Source organism: Actinacidiphila yeochonensis CN732 (genome assembly GCF_000745345.1).
In the GTDB taxonomy this organism is placed as follows: Bacteria; Actinomycetota; Actinomycetes; order Streptomycetales; family Streptomycetaceae; genus Actinacidiphila; species Actinacidiphila yeochonensis.
Genome location: NZ_JQNR01000004.1, coordinates 158628 through 177243 on the forward strand (window position 1 = coordinate 158628; position 18616 = coordinate 177243).

At 73.8% G+C, this 18616-nt stretch carries 17 protein-coding genes and 1 tRNA gene; 11 read left to right on the forward strand and 7 right to left on the reverse strand.

Features of this window, described 5'->3' with window-relative positions; genetic code table 11:
- Positions 1 to 129: 129 nt before the first annotated feature.
- Positions 130 to 306 carry a hypothetical protein gene (locus tag BS72_RS37860; protein WP_232792266.1) on the reverse strand — a complete coding sequence of 59 codons (177 nt, stop codon included), beginning with the start codon at positions 304 to 306 and terminating at the stop codon, positions 130 to 132.
- On the opposite strand from BS72_RS37860, the gene BS72_RS37865 reads away from it, so the two are divergent.
- Positions 299 to 628 carry a DUF4232 domain-containing protein gene (locus BS72_RS37865; RefSeq protein WP_232792267.1) on the forward strand — a complete coding sequence of 110 codons (330 nt, stop codon included), beginning with the start codon at positions 299 to 301 and terminating at the stop codon, positions 626 to 628. The two genes, BS72_RS37860 and BS72_RS37865, sit on opposite strands and share 8 nt — an antisense overlap.
- A gap of 50 nt (positions 629 to 678) precedes the next feature.
- Here the strand turns inward: BS72_RS37865 and ku are convergent, their stop codons facing one another.
- Entirely contained in the window at positions 679 to 1734 is a 1056-nt protein-coding gene (gene ku, locus BS72_RS07580) for a non-homologous end joining protein Ku (RefSeq protein WP_037908161.1), read from the reverse strand.
- A gap of 749 nt (positions 1735 to 2483) precedes the next feature.
- Here ku and BS72_RS36345 point away from each other — a divergent pair.
- On the forward strand, positions 2484 to 2651 hold the full coding sequence (locus BS72_RS36345; protein ID WP_157856170.1) for a hypothetical protein: 168 nt from the start codon (positions 2484 to 2486) through the stop codon (positions 2649 to 2651).
- Between the two features lie 311 nt (positions 2652 to 2962).
- Positions 2963 to 3036, forward strand: a tRNA-Met gene (locus BS72_RS07585).
- A 60-nt stretch (positions 3037 to 3096) separates the two neighbouring features.
- On the opposite strand, the gene BS72_RS07590 is transcribed toward BS72_RS07585, so the two are convergent.
- Complete coding sequence (locus tag BS72_RS07590) at positions 3097 to 3378, reverse strand: DUF6343 family protein (RefSeq protein ID WP_037908163.1); 282 nt, start codon at positions 3376 to 3378, stop codon at positions 3097 to 3099.
- 212 nt (positions 3379 to 3590) lie between these two features.
- On the opposite strand from BS72_RS07590, the gene BS72_RS07595 reads away from it, so the two are divergent.
- A complete protein-coding gene (locus BS72_RS07595) occupies positions 3591 to 5228 on the forward strand; it encodes an ABC-F family ATP-binding cassette domain-containing protein (RefSeq protein ID WP_037908164.1) in 1638 nt (545 codons plus the stop codon).
- 202 nt (positions 5229 to 5430) lie between these two features.
- On the opposite strand, the gene BS72_RS07600 is transcribed toward BS72_RS07595, so the two are convergent.
- Entirely contained in the window at positions 5431 to 7473 is a 2043-nt protein-coding gene (locus BS72_RS07600; protein ID WP_407638943.1) for a putative Ig domain-containing protein, read from the reverse strand.
- A 498-nt stretch (positions 7474 to 7971) separates the two neighbouring features.
- On the opposite strand from BS72_RS07600, the gene BS72_RS07605 reads away from it, so the two are divergent.
- Complete coding sequence (locus tag BS72_RS07605) at positions 7972 to 8787, forward strand: TrmB family transcriptional regulator (RefSeq protein WP_037908165.1); 816 nt, start codon at positions 7972 to 7974, stop codon at positions 8785 to 8787.
- Positions 8788 to 8979: 192 nt separating this feature from the next.
- Positions 8980 to 9870 (forward strand): DMT family transporter, encoded by an 891-nt coding sequence (locus BS72_RS07610; protein WP_037908168.1) that lies wholly within the window; start codon positions 8980 to 8982, stop codon positions 9868 to 9870.
- 106 nt (positions 9871 to 9976) lie between these two features.
- Here BS72_RS07610 and BS72_RS07615 read toward each other — a convergent pair whose 3' ends face one another.
- Entirely contained in the window at positions 9977 to 10780 is an 804-nt protein-coding gene (locus BS72_RS07615) for an enoyl-CoA hydratase/isomerase family protein (protein ID WP_051950796.1), read from the reverse strand.
- Positions 10781 to 11213: 433 nt separating this feature from the next.
- On the opposite strand from BS72_RS07615, the gene BS72_RS07620 reads away from it, so the two are divergent.
- Positions 11214 to 11687 (forward strand): ATP-binding protein, encoded by a 474-nt coding sequence (locus tag BS72_RS07620; RefSeq protein ID WP_037909449.1) that lies wholly within the window; start codon positions 11214 to 11216, stop codon positions 11685 to 11687.
- Positions 11688 to 11730: 43 nt separating this feature from the next.
- Here the strand turns inward: BS72_RS07620 and idi are convergent, their stop codons facing one another.
- Both idi and BS72_RS07635 read right to left on the reverse strand, forming a co-directional pair.
- Positions 11731 to 12357 carry an isopentenyl-diphosphate Delta-isomerase gene (gene idi / locus BS72_RS07625; RefSeq protein ID WP_037908171.1) on the reverse strand — a complete coding sequence of 209 codons (627 nt, stop codon included), beginning with the start codon at positions 12355 to 12357 and terminating at the stop codon, positions 11731 to 11733.
- Between the two features lie 239 nt (positions 12358 to 12596).
- Positions 12597 to 13496, reverse strand: coding sequence for a cation diffusion facilitator family transporter (locus BS72_RS07635; protein ID WP_051950988.1), 900 nt, complete (start codon positions 13494 to 13496; stop codon positions 12597 to 12599).
- Positions 13497 to 14204: 708 nt separating this feature from the next.
- Between BS72_RS07635 and BS72_RS07640 the strand changes: the two genes are divergently transcribed.
- From BS72_RS07640 to BS72_RS07655, 4 genes are read left to right on the forward strand one after another with little or no spacing between them, the layout of a single operon-like run.
- Positions 14205 to 16061 (forward strand): DUF5941 domain-containing protein, encoded by a 1857-nt coding sequence (locus BS72_RS07640; protein ID WP_037908179.1) that lies wholly within the window; start codon positions 14205 to 14207, stop codon positions 16059 to 16061.
- Complete coding sequence (locus tag BS72_RS07645; RefSeq protein ID WP_037908181.1) at positions 16058 to 16810, forward strand: phosphocholine cytidylyltransferase family protein; 753 nt, start codon at positions 16058 to 16060, stop codon at positions 16808 to 16810. Before BS72_RS07640 ends, BS72_RS07645 begins: the two co-directional genes overlap by 4 nt.
- A complete protein-coding gene (locus BS72_RS07650; protein WP_037908184.1) occupies positions 16798 to 17859 on the forward strand; it encodes an iron-containing alcohol dehydrogenase family protein in 1062 nt (353 codons plus the stop codon). Before BS72_RS07645 ends, BS72_RS07650 begins: the two co-directional genes overlap by 13 nt.
- Positions 17837 to 18616: a CDP-alcohol phosphatidyltransferase family protein gene (locus BS72_RS07655; RefSeq protein ID WP_198545812.1), complete on the forward strand. Its 780-nt coding sequence runs from the start codon at positions 17837 to 17839 to the stop codon at positions 18614 to 18616. The genes BS72_RS07650 and BS72_RS07655 overlap by 23 nt, the downstream gene beginning before the upstream one ends.

Consider the following 18616-nt stretch of genomic DNA (forward strand, 5'->3'; position numbering starts at 1 on the left):
CACGGCCTGCGGGAACGGGGGCACGAACGGTGCTTCCGCCGCTGCGGGGGCTTCTGCCGGGGCGCCCGCTGCTTCCTCCTCGACGGCGCCGCGGGGTTCGGGCGACGACGGCTCCAGCGCGGCCGGCGGTCAGCCGGCGGCGGCCACCAGCAGCTCTGCCGGCGGCTCCTCGAACGGGTCGAGCGGTTCGAACGGTTCCGCCGGGGGTTCCTCGGGCGGCTCCGGCACCGCCGATGCCGGCATCTGCCAGACGGCGAACCTCTCCTTCAGCAGCTCGCACGGCATGGCGGAGGGCGAGGTGCTCATCAACCTCACCAACACCGGGGCCGGCACCTGCACGATGCACGGTTTCCCGGGCGTCGACCTGAAGAGCATGTACGGCACCGTCAGCGCGGCGCGCAGCGGCCTCGCGGCGCCCGACGTGACGCTGCGGTCCGGGCAGGAGACCAACTTCACGCTGCACTTCCCGGTGAACAACACCGGCGGCAGCGGGCTCACGTTCACCAGCCTCGTCGTGACGCCGCCCAACGAGACCCACGCGCACACCCTGTCGCTGGCCGTCAACGTGCCGGCCAGCAACGACCCCGGCCCCACGTTCACCGTCGACCCCGTGGGCGCGGGCAAGTAGCCCGCCCGCAGAGCCGCCGACGGGAACCCGCGACGGTGATCGGCGCGACGTCAGCCGGTGCGGCGGCGGGAAGCGGAGCCCGCGGCCTTCTGCTTCGACCGGGCGGTCTTCTTCGCCGTCTTCTTCGGCTCGGCCTTCTTGGCCCTCGACCGCCCGCCGCTCTCCCCGGTGGAGTCCGACGCGGCTGACGAGGACTCCTTCTTCGCCGTCCGCTTCGCCGGGCCGCCCGTCCCCTTCTTCGCGGCGTTCCGCTTCGCGCGGTGCTCGTGGAGGTGGGTGACGTCGGCGTCCCGGGTCTCCTTGCCCGAGGCGTCGGACGAGCCGGAGGCGCGGGAGGTGCGGGCGCGGTCGACGCTCGCCGACAGCGCCTCCATGAGGTCCACCGTCTTGCCGCCCCGCTCGGCGGCGGACTCCGCCTCCGGCGGCTCCTCACCCTCAGCCCGCGCGGTGATCAGCGACTCGACGGCCGCGCCGTAGTCGTCGTGGTAGTCCTCGACGTGGGCACCGCTCATCGACGCGACCAGCTCCATCGCCCCCCTCAGCTCCTCCTCGCTGATCTCCACGCCCTCCTGGGGTGCCGCGCCCGCGTCCGCTCGCAGCTCGTCGTTCCAGTGGAGCATCTGCAGCACCAGCACCTCGTCCAGCGCGCGGACCAGGGCGAGCCGTTCGGAGCCGTGCAGGGCGAGCTTGCCCACCGCGGCCTTGCCCGCCTGCGCCAGCGCGTCGCGCATCAGCACGTACGGCTTGTTGGCCGCGGGGGAGGCGGGGGCGAGGAAGTACGGGGTGTCGAACTGCTCCGGGGGCACCTTCTCCAGCTCGACGAAGCCGCTCACCTCGATGGTCTTCACCGTGGGCAGCGGCATCGCGTCGAGCTCGTCGTCGGTGACCTCGACGAGCGTGCCGTCCGGGGCCTCGTAGGCGCGGGTGATGTCCTCCTGCTCCAGCACCCGCTCGTCCAGCTCGCAGGTCTTGCGGTACCGCACCCGGCCGCCGTCCTCGGTGTGGACCTGGCGGAAGGCGACCTTGTGGCTGCGGGTCGCGGCCTCCAGCGTGACGGGGATCGTGACCAGCGAGAACGTCAGACTCCCCGACCAGATGCGTGGCACGTTTCACCCCTTGTGTCACCCTTCGCGTGGGTCCAGCGTAGGGCGCGGCGGCCCGAGCCGCAGCCGCGCCGAGGCTGTTCGGCGCGCGAGTGCGGGTTCGGTGTTCCGTTGGCAGCGGGTCCTGCTGGAACAACGGATTCTGGGTCGGGTCGGCAGCGAACCGATCGGCTGATCTTCAGCAGTCTCTCGGCGCGGGGGCCGGGTCACCCCTTGGCCGTAGACGATCGTCCCGGACGCGGCCCTGGTGTTCCCTGCCGGCCTGCCCACTGACGATGTCCCTGGGGACTGGCATGATGGGCACCATGACGCAGACCCGAAAGGCCGATGGCGCGTAGGCCGCCCGGCGCCATCCGCTCCCAGTGGTGGCCAGCCCGCAGCGACAATGGTCCAGTCCGCCGGATTCCCGGCGTTTCCCACCGGACCCTGTCGGCCATCCACCGGATCGAAGCCCGGCATCTCGGGCGTGGCGCGGTCTCCGAGGCCCTGCACCGATACGAGCGCTTCCTCCACCAACCCGGCAGATTCCTCTGCCTGCCGTGGGACGAGTGCCCTTGCTGCGACCCGACGGACGCTCGAGACATCCTTGAAGAGGCGCTCCGCCGGTTGCCCCCCGCAGCCCGGGCGGAGCTCGGCAGGACCGTCGCCCGGCTGGATGAGGAGTTCCTCCGTCGAACTCTGCCCGACCCTCGGGCCGCATCCGTCAGTTCGTGGCACGCGGCGGCGTGGTGGCGGCAGAGAATCCGCGAGAAATGACCGCTGACCTGCTGCCGGGCAGCGTGCTTCTCAACCACGACGAGACGGACATCATCGAGCAGGCGCTCTTCGTCGCCATCCGCCATGGCCGGCCACACGCTCGACGACGGTGGGAGCCGTCTCCGCACCTGCGGTCGCTGATCGGCCCCTTCGTGGTTGGCTGACTCCGCGCTGAGGACCGAGTCGTCCTCGCGCCGGACCGAAGCCTCCGCGGCCCCTGCGCGCCGCCCTTGGCGCTCGTACGCTCAGTAGGCATGCGATGACCGCAGGAAACCGACCGAGGTCAGGCGCAGGATGGCCGAGATCTTCCCTGAAGCGATCGACGTCGCCTTCTGGCATTGCTGACGCGCCCGGAAGATCGCCAGCCCGCCGCCAAAGATCGACCGAGAGTGCCGACGGAGACCCGGAACTCTACGACGAGCCGGCCAATGGATTTGGTGTCCGGGCCGGGTGCCCGTAGAGTGGTGTTCACCGACGCGGGGTGGAGCAGCTCGGTAGCTCGCTGGGCTCATAACCCAGAGGTCGCAGGTTCAAATCCTGTCCCCGCTACGAAACGAAGGGCCCGGCGCTTGTGCGCCGGGCCCTTCGCTGTCCCCCGCGCCCCGCCGGTCAGCGCCGGCTGCTGTGGCGCGGCCGTTCCACCGGGCGGTACGGCGGGACGTCGCGGCCGGGCTGGTAGTGCGGCCCCTGGCGCATCCGGTGCACGACGACGGCGCAGTCCGCCAGCGCCAGTGCCGCGATGAGCGCGCAGATCCCCGCCCAGGCCGGCTGGCCGACCACGGCGAAACCGACGGCCGCGACCGCGCCCCACACCAGTCCGAACAGGGCCAGTCCGAGCCGCAGCCGCAGCGGACTGCGGGCCTGCGTCGGTTCGTATCCGGTCCTTCCCATGGCGGCGTGCCTCCCTCCGGGGCCGATTTCCCTTCTTCCTCTCCCCTTCGCCTGCCCGCGGGGCAGGGGGTAAATCCGTTTTGTCGGGTTTCCGACCGCATTTCGGGCGGGCGGGTGTGCGGGGGAAGCGCCCAGCGCGCTGCCGTGACGACGGGCGCCCGCCGGAACGGCTTCGCTCGCGGCCTCGGCGGGACGGTAGGATTCCGACTCTTGTGAGTGCCACTCTCGTTGCCAAGAACCTCGCCGCCTCCCATGGCGAGCGAACCCTTTTCACCGGGCTGGACCTGGTCGTCTCCGACGGGGACGTGGTCGGTCTGGTCGGTGCCAACGGTGCGGGCAAGTCCACGCTGCTGCGGCTGCTGGCCGGCCTGACCGCGCCCGAGGAGGGCGAGGTACGGACCTCCCCGGCCACCGCCAACGTCGGCTACCTGCCGCAGGAGCCCGACCGCCGGGCGGAGGAGACCGTCAGGGCGTTCCTGGCCCGGCGCACCGGCGTCGCCGCCGCCCAGCTCGCTCTGGACACCGCCACCCAGGCCCTGGCCGAGGGTGCGCCCGGCTCCGACGACGCGTACTCCGACAGCCTGGAGCGCTGGCTCGCCCTGGGCGGCGCCGACCTGGACGAACGCGCTGAGGAGGCAGCCGCCTCCCTCGGCCTGGGCGTCAGCCTGGACCGTACGATGCCGGAACTCTCCGGCGGCCAGGCCGCCCGTGCCGGCCTGGCATCGCTGCTGCTCAGCCGGTACGACGTCTTCCTGCTCGACGAGCCCACCAACGACCTGGACCTCGACGGCCTGGAGCGGCTGGAGGCGTTCGTCACCGGCCTGCGCGCCGGTACCGTCCTGGTCAGCCACGACCGGGAGTTCCTGGCCCGCACCGTGGACCGGGTGGTCGAGCTGGACCTGGCCCAGCAGCAGGTCTCCGTCTTCGGCGGCGGCTACGCGGCCTACCTGGAGGAGCGCGCGACCGCCCGCCGGCACGCCCGCGAGGAGTACGAGGAGTACGCGGGCACCCGCGCCAGCCTGGAGGCCCGGGCCCGTACCCAGCGCGGCTGGATGGACAAGGGCGTGCGCAACGCGGTCCACAAGGCTCCGGACAACGACAAGATCCTCCGGAAGGCGCGGGGCGAGAACAGCGAGAAGCAGGCGTCCAAGGTCCGCCAGACCGAGCGGATGATCGAGCGCCTCGACGTCGTGGAGGAGCCGCGCAAGGAGTGGGAGCTGCGGATGGAGATCGCCGCCGCGCCCCGCTCGGGAGCGGTGGTCGCCACGCTGCGGCAGGCCGTCGTGCGGCGCGGGGACTTCGTGCTCGGCCCGGTGGACCTCCAGGTCGACTGGGCCGACCGGGTGGCCGTCACCGGCCCCAACGGAGCCGGCAAGTCCACGCTGCTGGCCGCCCTGCTGGGCCGGGCGGAGCTGGACGCCGGCCAGGCGTCGCTCGGCTCCGGGGTGCTGGTCGGCGAGGTCGACCAGGCGCGCGGGCACTTCCGCGGTCAGGAGCCGCTGCTGGACGCCTTCCGGGGGCCCGTGCCCGACATGGCGCCCGCCGACATCCGCACCCTGCTGGCGAAGTTCGGGCTGAAGGCCGACCACGTGCTGCGGCCGGCCGCGACCCTCTCGCCGGGGGAGCGCACCCGGGCCGCCCTGGCGCTGCTCCAGGCCCGCGGCGTGAACCTGCTGGTGCTCGACGAGCCCACCAACCACCTGGACCTGCCCGCCATCGAGCAGCTGGAGTCGGCGCTGGCCGAGTACAAGGGCACGCTGCTGCTGGTCACGCACGACCGGCGGATGCTGGACGCGGTGCACACCACGCGGCGCTTCCGGGTCGACGCGGGCCGCGTCACCGAGAGCTGACACCGCCGGCCGGCCAGCCAGCCGGCCCGTACGCCGGCCGGCTGGCCCGTCCGCACGCCGCTGCCGGCCCGACGGTCCTCGGGCCGGCCTGGGCACGGTCGGAGGCCCTCCGAGGCCCTCCGAGGCGCGAGCAGCCCCCTACGGAGTACGGGACCCGGGCGGGCATGGAGCCGGCCCGGGTCCCGTGAAGCGCTGTCCCGCGTCAGCTCACGTTGAGCGCGGTGTCGTCGATGAGGAACGACGTGGCGAGGCTGGAGTCCTCGGCGCCGGTGAACTTCAGGGTGAAGGTCTTGCCGATCTGCGAGGAGACGTCGATCGTCCGCTGCACGTACCCGCTGCCCCCGTTGAGGTTGGAGTACGTGGCCAGCGTGGTGCTGCCGGCCGCGACGGTCAGCTTGTCGTAGGCGGTGCCGGTGGTGGCCTCGTCGGTGGAGACGTACAGGTAGAAGCTGAGCGAGGCCGTGGTGCAGCCGGCCGGGACGGTCACCGACTGGGAGACGGTGTCGGTGTGGGTGGTGCCGTAGCCGTCGAGCCAGGCCTTGTAGTTGCCGGCGTGGGCCGGGGCGTCCGTGCTGTCGTCGATGACGCCCGAGCTCGCGGTCCAGGACGCGGTGCCGGACTCGAAGCCCGGGTTGGCGATGACCTGGGACGCCGTGCAGCCGCCGGTGCCGCCGCCGGAGCCGGTGACGGTCCAGGTGAAGGAGGCGCTGCCGGAGGCGCCGGTGCCGTCGGTGGCGGTCACCGTGACGCTGTAGGTGCCCGCGGTGGTCGGCGTACCGGAGATCAGGCCGGAGGAGCTGATCGACAGGCCCGCGGGCAGGCCGCTGGCGCTGTAGGCCAGGCTCTGGCCGGAGGCGGAGTCACTGGCGCTGACCTGGAGGCTCACCGCGGTGCCGGTCGCCGTCGAGCGGCTGCCCGGGTTGGTGACGGTCACGGTGTTGCCGCCGGTGGAGCCGCTGCCGCTGGTGAAGGCGGCGGTGCCGTTGGGCGTGCCGAGGCCGGTCGGGCCGTCGTAGCCGGTCCCGGCGGTGCAGAGGTAGCTGACGGAGCAGGAGCCGTTGTTGCCGGAGGTCACGTCGTTGAGCGACGAGGTGTGGGCGTACGGGTAGGACGCCGGGACGGTGCCGGCGGCCGGGGTGCCGGCCAGGGCGTAGACGGAGGCGATGATCGGCGACGAGGCGCTGGTGCCGCCGTAGACCTGCCAGCCGCTGGCGCCGTAGCTGTCGTAGACGGCCACACCGGTTGCCGGGTCGGCCACGGCGGAGACGTCGGCGACGGTCCGCTTCGAGCAGCCGGTGTCGGTCTGCCAGGTGGGCTTGGCGTCGTAGGCGGAGCAGCCGGAGCCGGTGCCCTCGGTGCTGCTGGTCTTCCACACCGTCTCGGTCCAGCCGCGGGTGCTGCTGGAGGTCTTCAGCGAGGTGCCGCCGACGGCGGTGACGTACTTCGAGGAGGCCGGGTACTCGGCGCCGTACGCCTCGTCACCGGAGCTGACGGTGATCGCCACGCCGGGGTGGTTGAAGTACTGGCTGTCGGCCGTGGTGTCCGAGGAGTCCTCGTCGCCGCCGTAGCTGTTGGAGACGTACTTCGCGCCCAGCGAGACCGCCTCGTTGACGGCGGTGCCCAGGTCGCTCATGCTCGCCGAGGTCGCCTCGACCAGCAGGATGTGGCACTGCGGGCAGACCGCGCTGACCATGTCCAGGTCGAGCGAGATCTCGCCGGCCCAGCCGGAGTCGGCGCTGGGGTAACTGGTCCCGCCGCTCTGGTTGACCTTCTTGAAGCAGCCGTTGGCCGTGGTGCAGGCGGCCAGGCCGTACTGGGAGCGGTAGCTGGCCAGGTCCGACTCGGCGTTCGGGTCGTCCTGCGCGTCCACGATGGCCACGGTCTGGCCGGAGCCGCCGGTGGGCAGGTTGTAGGCGCTCTTGAGGTCGGTCGGGCCGTAGCCGCTCGGCGTGGCGAGCGGGGTGATCCCCAGGTGGTGCGCGACGTCGGTGCGGGCCAGTGCCAGGCAGGACGCCTGGCCCTTCGACGGGGCCGCGCACAGGTGCTGGGCGTCGCCGACGGTCGTTCCGACGGCGGCGGTGCCGTTGCCGGTGACGGCGGGTGTGCTGGACGACGAGGCCGACGGCGCGGCGGCGAACGTCGGCGCGGCGGCCGCCAGGCCGCCGGTGACGAGTGCGCCCGCGGCGAGGGCCGCGATGGCCGTGCGGCGGATGGCCCGTCTGACGGGGCCGGGGGTCAGGTGCAAGGAACTGCCCTCCATGGGGTCGGATTCCGGAACGACGCGCGTAGATCCAGCAGTCAATGTCAAGGTCATGACAAGTGATCGCGTGCGGCGTTCCACCTGCGCTCCGGGTTGGTCCCGGACTCAGGGGTGGCGCCTGTGCGCTCGGGGGTGCGGTGCGGGTGCCGTGCGCGGGCGGTGCGGCGCATGCGCCGGTCGGGCGGTGCCGATGTGCGGCGGGTGCGGGAGGCGGGCGGCGCGGGGTGCGGGGCGCCGGCGGTGGAGCAGGTGGGGCCGATGCCTCCTGCGGTGCGCGGAGCGGGCGAGCCCGCTGGGGCGGATGCCAACTCCCGTTCACTGCCACCCTGTTGAGTGGTGGCGTGTTGAAGGTAGTGAGGAGCATCGTCAAGGAACTACCTGGTGTTGGCAAAGGATTGACCATGACTCACTCGGCGATGCTCTGCGGAAAGCTTCGCTGGCACGCTTCCGCTCAACGATCTCCGCGCTATACCGTCAGGGCCCATGGAGACGGAGGACGAGCCGGTCAACGACCTGGTCGCGCTGGGGCTCGCGCGGTACGAGGCCCGGGTCTACCTCGCCCTCGTACGACGGGAGTCCTACACGGCGGCCGAGGTGGCGCGCGAGGCCGACGTGCCCCGGCAGCGGGTCTACGACGTGCTCGACGCGCTGGTGCGCCGCCGGCTGGCGACCGCCCGCCCCGGGCGGGTGGCCACCTTCTCGGCCGTCGCACCCGAACTCGCGGTGGCCCGGCTGATGGCGCTCCAGCGCGAGACGCTGGAGCGGCTGGACCGTACGTCCGCCGCGCTCACCGCGGCGCTGGTGCCGCTGTGGTCCGACGGCCGCACGCAGACCGTCCCGCTGGACTACGTCGAGATCCTGCGCGACCCCAAGTCCATCGGCGAGGCCTTCGCCGACATCCAGAACCAGGCCCGGCACGAGCTGCTGAGCTTCTGCAAACCCCCCTTCGTCGCCTCGCCCATCAACGCCATGGGCATCAAGGTGGTCCGCCGGCTGCGGCGGGCGGGGGGCTCCGTACGGGCGATCTACACCTACGAGGCGCTGGACGACGCGGACGTGCTGGAGAACGTGCGGCGGTTCGGCGCGGCGGGGGAGGAGAGCCGGTTCGCCGCGAAGCTGCCGCTGAAGCTGGTCGTCGCCGACGAGTCCCTGGTGCTGTGCGACATGCCCGACCCGGTGGCCGGCACCGACGCCACCACGGCGCTCTACATCGAGCACCCGGCGCTCGCCGCGTGCCTGCGGACGGCCTTCATGACGATGTGGGAGTCGGCCCAGACGGTGCCCAGCGCCCGGCCCTGAGGAGTCCAGGGGGAACCCGAGGGCCCTGACGGCGCTCGGGGCCCTGACGGTGCGGAGCGTCCGGGGCGGGAAGGGCCGGCCGATCGGCAGTCCGCGTGGGGGCGCCGCCGCGAACGGGCCGGCCTGACCCGTTTGCGGCGGCGCGGCCCGGCAACACCGGGTCGCCGCCGGAGCTGGAGCTACAGTGACCGCGTGGCCGTCTTCCTGCTCGGAGTCAGTGCCGCCTGCTGCCTCGGGCTGGGATTCGTGTTGCAGCAGCGCGCGGCGGCCCGCGCCCCGCTCTCGGACTTCCTCTCCTTCCGGCTGCTGCTCGACCTTGCGCGCATGCCGGACTGGCTGCTCGGCGTCGGCTTCATGGTCGCCGGGCAGGTGCTCAGCGCCGTGGCCCTCGCCTTCGGCGAGGTGACCCTGGTGGAGCCGCTCACGGCCACCAACCTGCTCTTCGCCATGGCCCTGTCCCGCTGGCTGTCGCCCCGCCAGCCGCTGGGCTGGTCCGGCTGGGGCGGGGTCCTGCTGCTGGCGCTCGGCGTCACCGCGTTCATCGTCGCCGGGCAGCCGCACAGCGGCGGGGAGGTGGCGGGGGCGCTGCGGCACTGGCTGGTGTTCGGCATCGTGGCCGGCCTGGCGCTGACGGTCACCCTGTGGGCGCGCCGGCTGCCGCCCTCGTCGGAGGCGGCGCTGCTCGCCCTGTCCGCCGGCCTGATGTACGGCCTCCAGGACGCCCTCACCCGCACCAGCGGCTCCATCGCCAAGGCCGAGGGGGTCGCCGCGCTGCTGACGCACTGGCAGCCCTACGCGGTACTCGGGATCGGCATCACCGGGATGCTGCTGGTGCAGTCCGCGTTCGAGGCGGCGCCGCTGCGGATGTCGCTGCCCTCGCTGACCGCCGCCCAGCCGCTGGCCGGCATCGCCTGCGGCATCGGCTTCCTCGGCGACCAGTTGCGGGTCACCCCGGGCGCGCTGGCCTGGCAGGCCGCCGGGCTGGCCGCCGTGATCGGCGGTGTGCTGCTGCTGGGACGGCACCCCGCGATGCCGCAGGGCCCTGCGCAGCGGGCGACGGTGGGCGCGACCCGGGTGCTCTGACCCGCTGCCACCGTTCCCCGCGTCTCGGGGAACCTCCGGACGGAACCCCGGACGGACCCTCAGGCGAACCTCAGGCGGAACCCCGGACGGACCCTCAGGCTGAACCTCAGGCGGAGCCGAGGTCCGGACCGGTCCCGGGTGCCCAGGTGAAGCGGGGCGGGCGCCGCTCAAGGAAGGCGGCCGTGCCCTCCGCGGCCTCCGCCGCCGCGGCCGGCTCGGCCGCCGCCCGCTGCCAGAAGGCGATCCGCTCCGGCGCCGGGGGCCGCGGGCCGGCCAGCTCCTTGGCGGCGTACTGCGTCAGCAGGGACCGCTCCGTGAGCGCGCGGGCGAATCCGGCGACCCGGGCGTCCAGCTCGTCGTCCGGGAGGACCTCGTCGACCAGCCCGGCGCGCAGCGCCCGCCCGGCGTCCACCAGGTCGCCGGAGAAGAGCAGGTACTTGGCCATCGCGGAGCCGGCCAGCGTGGCCAGCCGCCGGGTGGCGGCGGGCGGGTAGACGAGGCCGAGCCGGGACGGCGTCACCCCGAAGCGGGCCCCCTCGGCCGCGAACCGCAGGTCGCAGGCGACCGCGAGCTGGCAGCCGCCGCCCACGCAGGAGCCGCGCACCGCCGCCAGCGCCGGCTTGGGGAAGGCGGCGAGCGCCTCCTCGGCGGCCACGGCCGCCTGCTGCGCCGCCCGCACGCCGCCGGGAGCCGACAGCTCGGAGATGTCGGCGCCGGCGCTGAAGACACCGCCCTCGCCGGTGAGCACCAGCACCCGCACCCCCGGGTCCGCGGTCAGCCCGGCCAGCACGCCGGGCAGTGCCCGCCACATGCCCAGCGTCATGGCGTTGCGGCGCTCGGGGTGGGAGAGGGTGACGGTGGCCACGCCGCCCTCGGTACTCACCAGCAGGCCGGGACCGAAGGGGGACATGGGGGGGCTCCTTGAACAGGCGGGATCGGGGGGGATCAAGCGGAGATCAGGCGGGGACCGGGCGAGGACCGGGCCGGACCGGGGGACAGGGGGAGTCGGCGGAGGTGTGGGGTTGACGCGGGGCGGACGGGCCGGGGGCCGCCGGGCGGACGCCGGGAGTACGGCGCCGCGCGGAGTGCGGCTGCCGGACCCGGGAACAGGGGGCGGTGCCGCCCGCCGAGGGACGATCCTAACCACGCGCCATTCGGCCACCATTGGTCGCCCTTCGATCGAATGACGCCGCAACCGGTCGTAAACCGTCGAAACCTGGTGGACTTCCGCTCTCCTGCACGTGCAGGTGCACTTGTCACTGACACTCGACAGGTGAATCGGGGCGGCCGGTCCGGCGGCCCTTCGGCAGCGACGTCACGCGAAGGCGATGGTGGGTGCGGTCATGGAGCTCCGCGGGAGCGTCCCACTCGGTCAGGCCCCGGCACCGAGACCGTACGAGGGGGTGTGGCGGATCACGGTCCCCGCCGTCGACGCGTCGGTGCCCCAGGTGCGCCACGGGGTGCGCGCCCTGCTGCGCGACCAGGCCGTACCGGTGGACGAGGACACCCGCTACGGGCTGCTGCTCATCCTCTCCGAGCTGGTCACCAACGCGGTCAGGCACGCCGCCGTGCTCTCACCCGAGGTCGGGGTGGAGGTCGCGATCGGGCCGGAGTGGGTGCGCATCGCCGTCGAGGACAACCACCCCTACCGGCCCCAGGCCCTGGAGGCCGACCACGGGCGCACGGGCGGCCGCGGGCTGCTGCTGGTCAAGAGCATCACCGACGAGGCCGGCGGCACCTGCGAGGTGACGCCGACCCCGTCCGGCGGCAAGATCGTCTGGGCCGCCGTCCCGCTGCGCGCACCGCTCGGCGACTGAGGCGGCGGTCGGCCGCCGCCGGCGGTGCGCCCGGCCCGGCGGGCTACCAGCCCGCCGCGCCCGTGATCTCCCGCACGCCCGGCAGCGCGGCGTCCAGCACGGTCTGGAACCAGGCCGAGAACGTGCCGTTCTCCCGCAGCCGCGCCAGCTCGGCGGGCGTGGCGAAGAGGGTCTCGCCGATCTCGTCCGGGTCCGGCCGCAGCGGGTCGTGGACCAGGCCGACGAACAGGTGGTTGTACTCCTGCTCCACCAGCCCGGAGGCCGGGTCGGGGTGGTTGTAGCGGACCGTGCCGGCCTCGCGCATCAGAGCCGGGGCCGCCCCCAGCTCCTCGGCGGTGCGCCGTGCGGCGGCCACGAACGGCGGCTCGCCCGGGTACGGGTGGCCGCAGCAGGTGTTGGACCACACACCGGGGGAGTGGTACTTGCCCAGCGCCCGGCGCTGGAGCAGCATCCGGCCCTCGTCGTCGAAGAGGAACACCGAGAAGGCCCGGTGCAGCCGTCCGGGCGCCTGGTGCGCCGACAGCTTCTCCGCCGTGCCGATCGTCACGCCGTCCTCGTCGACCAGTTCGAGCATGATCGGTTCGGGCTCCTGCGCCGGGGGCACGGACCCGTTGGCGGAAGGCGCGGTGGCGGACGAGCCGGGTCGGCCGCTGGCGGGGCTGGTTGGCATTTCCATCCTTCACGTTCGACGACGAGTGCTTAGTCTGCCTCACCGCCCCACGGCATCGGCGCGCGCGTCACCGTGCCGGACCGGCGCCTCGGCGCGCGACGGTGGGTACGCGCCGGCGTGCCGCGCGCCGCCGCACGCCGGCGGCGGCCGCACCGGCACCGCGCGGCGGCGGACACGGCGGCGGAACACGCCGGGGAGCCGGGACCCGACGGCGCGGGGCACGGGGGCCGGGGCCCGGGTCAGCCGCACTGCCCCGGTTCGTGGGCCTGGTGGCCGGCCGGTTCCAGCTGGAAGGTGCAGTGCTCCACGTCGAAGTGCGCGCCCAGACAGCCCTGGAGGTCGTGCAGCATGCTCTCGTAGCCGACGGAGTCCAGCACCTCCTGGCTGACCACGACGTGCGCCGAAAGCACCCGCAGACCGGAGGTGATCGTCCAGGCGTGCAGGTCGTGCACGCCCTCCACGCCCTTCAGCCCGGTGATGTGCCGCCGCACCTGCGCCATGTCCACGTCCCTGGGGGCCGCCTCCAGCAGCACGTCCACGGCCTCCCGCAGCAGCTGCCAGGTGCGCGGCACGATCAGCACGCCGATCAGCAGCGACGCGACCGCGTCCGCCTCCGGCCAGCCGGTGGTGAGGAAGACCACGGCCGACACCACGACCGCGAACGACCCGAGCGCGTCGGAGAGCACCTCCAGGAACGCGGCGCGCACGTTGAGGCTCTCCCGCTGCCCGCCGGTGAGCACCATCAGCGAGACCGAGTTCGCCACCAGGCCGACCAGGCCGAAGACGATCGTCGCGCCGCCGTCGAAGCCCTCCGGGGAGATCAGCCGGCGCACACCCTCGTAGAAGATGAACACGCCGACGCAGAAGAGCAGCACCGCGTTGAGCACGGCCGCCAGGATCTCCGCCCGGGCCAGGCCGAAGGTGCGCCGCTCGCTCGGCGGCCGGGCGGCGATGCCCACCGCCAGCAGCGCCATGCCCAGCCCGGCGGCGTCGGTGGCCATGTGGCCGGCGTCGGCCAGCAGCGCCAGCGAGCCGGTGAGGAGGCCGCCGACCACCTCGGTGACCAGCACCAGTACGGTGATCGCCAGGGCGATCCGGAGCCGGCCCCGGTGGGCCGCGCCCGCCGTGCCGCCCGGCAGTCCGTGGCCGTGGCCGTGGCCGTGGCCGTGTCCGTGGCTGTGACCGCGCCCGTGGCCGTCCTTTCCACGGCCCCTGTCGCCGCCCGTGGTGTGGCCTTTCCCGCGCCCGGGCGTCTCGCGCCCCGTGCCGGACCCGCCACCGGGCTCCCCGCCCGGACCCGGATCGCGGTCCGGGCCCGGCTCCGGTACGTCCGGCTCCCCGGGGCAGCCCCCGGAGGACCCGGAAGCGGGTCCGTGGGCGTGACCGTGTCCGATCGCTGCCCCCATCCGCGAGGCCCCCTTCCGCTTGCGGTGCGCTCCGGCCGCGGCGCGTGGCCGGACGGCTGCTTGCGTCCGGCCGTCCAGTCAACACCGGTGACCCACCGTGGGCAAGCCGATACTGGAGACCGTTGTCATGTGCGATGACCTGCGGTGGTGAGGCGCGCCTAACCGGTAGCGGAACGGAGGCGCGAGGTCCGCTCGAACGGCTCAATGTGCCAGTTTGGGAGGCATTCGGCGGCGGCCGGGAGGGGGGAGCTTGTGAGGTCAGCGGTGCATCGAGGATGATGATCACACTTGTTGGGCTACGTTGCGGCGAACACGCAGTGAACGGACGTCGACCCGCATCCGGTAGCCTCTCGCCGTCGTGCCGGTCCCGGTGCCGCCGCAGCCCCGCCGCGAGCACGTCCTCGCACGCATCCTTGGGAGTGGGTTCCTCTGCCGACCGCAATGCCGACCGCCATTCTCACCGGCCCCCCCGCCGCGGCCGGTGCGCCGTCGCCGCTCGCGGACGACCTGCGGGCCCTGGGGTTCCAGGTGGTCGAAGCGTCGACGTCCGCCGAGATCTCCGCACGCCTCTCCGCCGTCCCCGCCGCCGAGCGCGTGGCCGTCGTGGACCGCAGGTTCCTCGGCCACCGCCACGCCCTGCGGCTGGCGCTGACCGACCCGCGCTTCGACGCCGCCGCGGTCGGCGGCGCGCTCGGCGTGCAGGCCGCCGCCCGCCCCGCCCTCGCCCGCGCCGTGCGGGCGCTGGACGCGGCCCCGGCCGCCGCGGTCCGCGACCCCGGCGCCGCGGGCGCCGCGACCACCGCCGACCGCGACGTGGCCGCCGACGTGCTCGCCGAGGCGCTGGACGCCGACGGGACCGCCCCGCACCGGCCCGAGCTCGGCGTCCTGGTGGCCCGGGTGGCCCGCGACGCGGACGAGCGCGCCGAGGCGGCCGCCGCCGTGGCCGCCGTGGACGAGGAGCAGGTGCGGCTGCGCAGTGCGGTGAAGTCCCGCGACGGCTTCTTCACCACGCACTGCGTCAGCCCCTACTCGCGCTACATCGCCCGCTGGTGCGCCCGCCGCGGCCTCACCCCCAACCAGGTCACCACCGCCTCGCTGCTGGTCGCCCTGATCGCCGCCGGCTGCGCCGCGACCGGCACCCGGGTGGGCTTCGTCGCCGCCGGCGTGCTGCTGCTCGCCTCGTTCGTGCTCGACTGCACCGACGGCCAGCTGGCCCGCTACTCCCTCCAGTACTCCACCCTCGGCGCCTGGCTGGACGCCACCTTCGACCGGGCCAAGGAGTACGCCTACTACGCCGGCCTGGCCCTGGGCGCCGCCCACCGCGGCGACGACGTGTGGGCGCTGGCCCTGGGCGCGATGGTGCTCCAGACCTGCCGGCACGTCGTCGACTTCGCCTTCAACGAGGCCAACCACGACGCCACCGCGAACACCAGCCCCACCGCCGCCCTCTCCGACAAGCTCGACAGCGTCGGCTGGACGGTGTGGGCGCGCCGGATGGTCGTCCTGCCGATCGGTGAGCGGTGGGCCCTGATCGCCGTGCTGACCGCGTTCACCACCCCGCGGATCACCTTCGTCGTCCTGCTCGTCGGCTGCGCGCTCGCCGCCTGCTACACCACCGCCGGCCGGGTGCTGCGCTCGCTGACCCGGCGCGCGGTGCGCACCGAGCGGGCCGCCCGCGCGCTGGCCGACCTCGCCGACAGCGGCCCGCTGTCCGAGGCCGCGGCCCGGCTGCTGCGCCCGGTGGCGCGCCGGCTGCCCGTGCTCGCCCCGCCGGCCGTCGCCGGGCTCGGCGCGGCCGTGCTCGCGGGCACCGCGGCGCTCGCCCCGCGCGGCTCCTGGTGGGTGGTGGCGGCCGCCGTGCTGTACGTGCTGACCAGCGCGCTCGCGGTGGCCCGCCCGCTGGCCGGGCCGCTGGACTGGCTGGTGCCGGCCTTCTTCCGGGCCGGCGAGTACGGCACGGTCCTGGCGCTGGCCGCCGTCTCCGACGTGCGCGGGGCGCTGCCCGCGGCATTCGGGCTGGTGGCCGCGGTCGCCTACCATCACTACGACACGGTCTACCGCATCCGCGGTGGGACCGGGGCCCCACCGCGGGGACTGGTACGCGCGACCGGCGGACACGAGGGCCGGGCGCTGCTGGTAGCGGTGGCGTCCGCGGCTCTGGCCGGCCGCGGCGGACTGACCGCCGCCCTCGCCGCGCTGGCAGCCGTTCTGGCGGTGCTCGTACTGACCGAGAGCATCCGCTTCTGGGTGTCCTCCGGGGCCCCCGCCGTCCACGACGAACCAGGAGAACCCGCATGATCGGCCTCGTGCTGGCCGCCGGCGCCGGACGCCGTCTGCGCCCGTACACGGACACGCTGCCCAAGGCGCTGGTGCCGGTCGGCCCCGACGGCGCCGAGGACGGACCGACCGTGCTCGACCTCACCCTGGGGAACTTCGCCCAGGTGGGCATCACCGAGGCGGCCGTCGTGGTCGGCTACCGCAAGGAGGCCGTGTACGCCCGCAAGGAGGCCCTGGAGGCCCGCTACGGCGTCGCGCTCACCCTGATCGACAACGACAAGGCCGAGGAGTGGAACAACGCCTACTCCCTGTGGTGCGCGCGTGACGTCCTCCGGCACGGTGTGATCCTCGCCAACGGCGACACCGTCCACCCCGTCTCCGTGGAGAAGGCCCTGCTGGCCGCGCGCGGCCAGGGCCGGCAGATCATCCTGGCGCTGGACACCGCCAAGGAGCTCGCCGACGAGGAGATGAAGGTCGTCACCGAGCCCGGCCGGGGTGTGCGCCGGATCACCAAGCTCATGGAGCCCGCCGAGGCCACCGGCGAGTACATCGGCGTCACCCTCGTCGAGGGCTCCGCCGCGGCCGAACTCGCCGACGCGCTGAAGGCCACCTTCGAGCGCGACCCGGACCTCTACTACGAAGACGGCTACCAGGAGCTGGTCAACCGCGGCTTCACCATCGACACCACCCCCATCGGCGACGTGCCCTGGGTGGAGATCGACAACCACGCCGACCTCGCCCGAGGACGGGAGATCGCGTGCCAGTACTGACCCGGCTGATCCCCTCGCCGGTCGTCGTCGACATCCGCCGCGGCGCCGTCGCGGGCCTGGCCCGCCTCCTCGCCGACCAGCGGATCTCCTCCTCCGGGCGGATCGCCATAGCGGTCAGCGACGGCTCCGGCGCCCTGCTGCACGAGCGGCTGGCGCCCGAGCTGCCCGGCGCCGACTGGTTCCCGGTGGCCGGCGGCACCATCGACGCGGCCGTCACCCTCGCCGACGCCATGCGCGGCAAGCACTACGACGCGGTCGTCGGCCTGGGCGGCGGCAAGATCATCGACGCCACCAAGTACGCCGCCGCCCGCGTCGGCCTGCCGCTGGTCGCGGTGGCCACCAACCTCTCGCACGACGGCATCTGCTCCCCGGTGTCCACCCTGGACAACGACAACGGGCGCGGCTCCTACGGGGTGCCCGGCCCGATCGCCGTGGTGGTCGACCTGGACCTCGTCCAGGAGGCACCGGCCCGCTACGTGCGGGCCGGCATCGGCGACGCCCTCTCCAACCTCTCCGCCCTCGCCGACTGGGAGCTGTCCCACCGCGAGACCGGGGAGCGGATCGACGGACTGGCCGCCGCCATGGCCCGCAGCGCCGGCGAGGCCGTGCTGCGCCACCCCGGCGGCATCGGCGACGACGCCTTCCTGACGGTCCTGGCCGAGGGGCTGGTGCTCTCCGGTATCGCCATGTCGATCAGCGGCGACACCCGGCCCTCCTCCGGCGCCTGCCACGAGATCAGCCACGCCTTCGACCTGCTCTTCCCGCAGCGGGCCGCCGCCCACGGCGAGCAGTGCGGCCTCGGCGCGGCCTTCGCCATGCACCTGCGCGGTGCCCGCGAGGAGTCCGCGCTGATCGCCCAGGTCCTGCGCAGGCACGGCCTGCCGGTGCTGCCGGAGGAGATCGGCTTCACCCCGGAGGAGTTCGTCGAGGTCGTGGGCTACGCCCCGCAGACCCGCCCCGGGCGCTACACCATCCTCGAACACCTCGACCTGTCCGCTTCCGAGATCAGGGACGCCTACGCCGACTATGCCAAAACCATCAGTAGCTGAACTGCGCCCGGTCGTGCACCCCGCGGGCGTGAAGGACCGGCGCAGCGGCGAGCACTGGGCCGGAAGGCTGTACATGCGCGAGGTCTCGCTCCGCATAGACCGGCACCTGGTGAACACCCGCGTCACGCCCAACCAGCTGACGTACCTCATGACCGTCTGCGGCGTGCTCGCCGCCCCGGCGCTGCTGGTGCCCGGGATCGGCGGCGCCGTGCTCGGCGTGGTCGCCGTCCAGCTCTACCTGCTGCTCGACTGCGTCGACGGCGAGATCGCCCGCTGGAAGAAGCAGTACTCGCTCTCCGGCGTCTACCTCGACCGGGTCGGCGCCTACCTGACCGACGCCGCCGTGCTGGTCGGCTTCGGGCTGCGCGCCGCCGACCTGTGGGGCAGCGGCCGCATCGACTGGCTGTGGGCGTTCCTCGGCACGCTCGCCGCGCTCGGCGCCGTGCTGATCAAGGCCGAGACGGACCTCGTCGGCGTGGCCCGCCACCAGGGCGGGCTGCCCCCGGTGAAGGAGGCGGCGTCCGAGCCGCGGTCCTCCGGGGTGGCCCTGGCCCGCCGTGCCGCCTCGGCGCTCCAGTTCCACCGGCTGGTGCTCGGCATCGAGGCGTCCCTGCTCATCCTGGTGCTGGCCGTCGTCGACCAGATCCGCGGCGACCTCTTCTTCACCCGCCTCGGGGTGGCCGTCCTGGCCGCGATCGCGATCCTCCAGACGCTGCTGCACCTGGTCTCCGTACTGGCCTCCAGCAGGCTGCGGTGA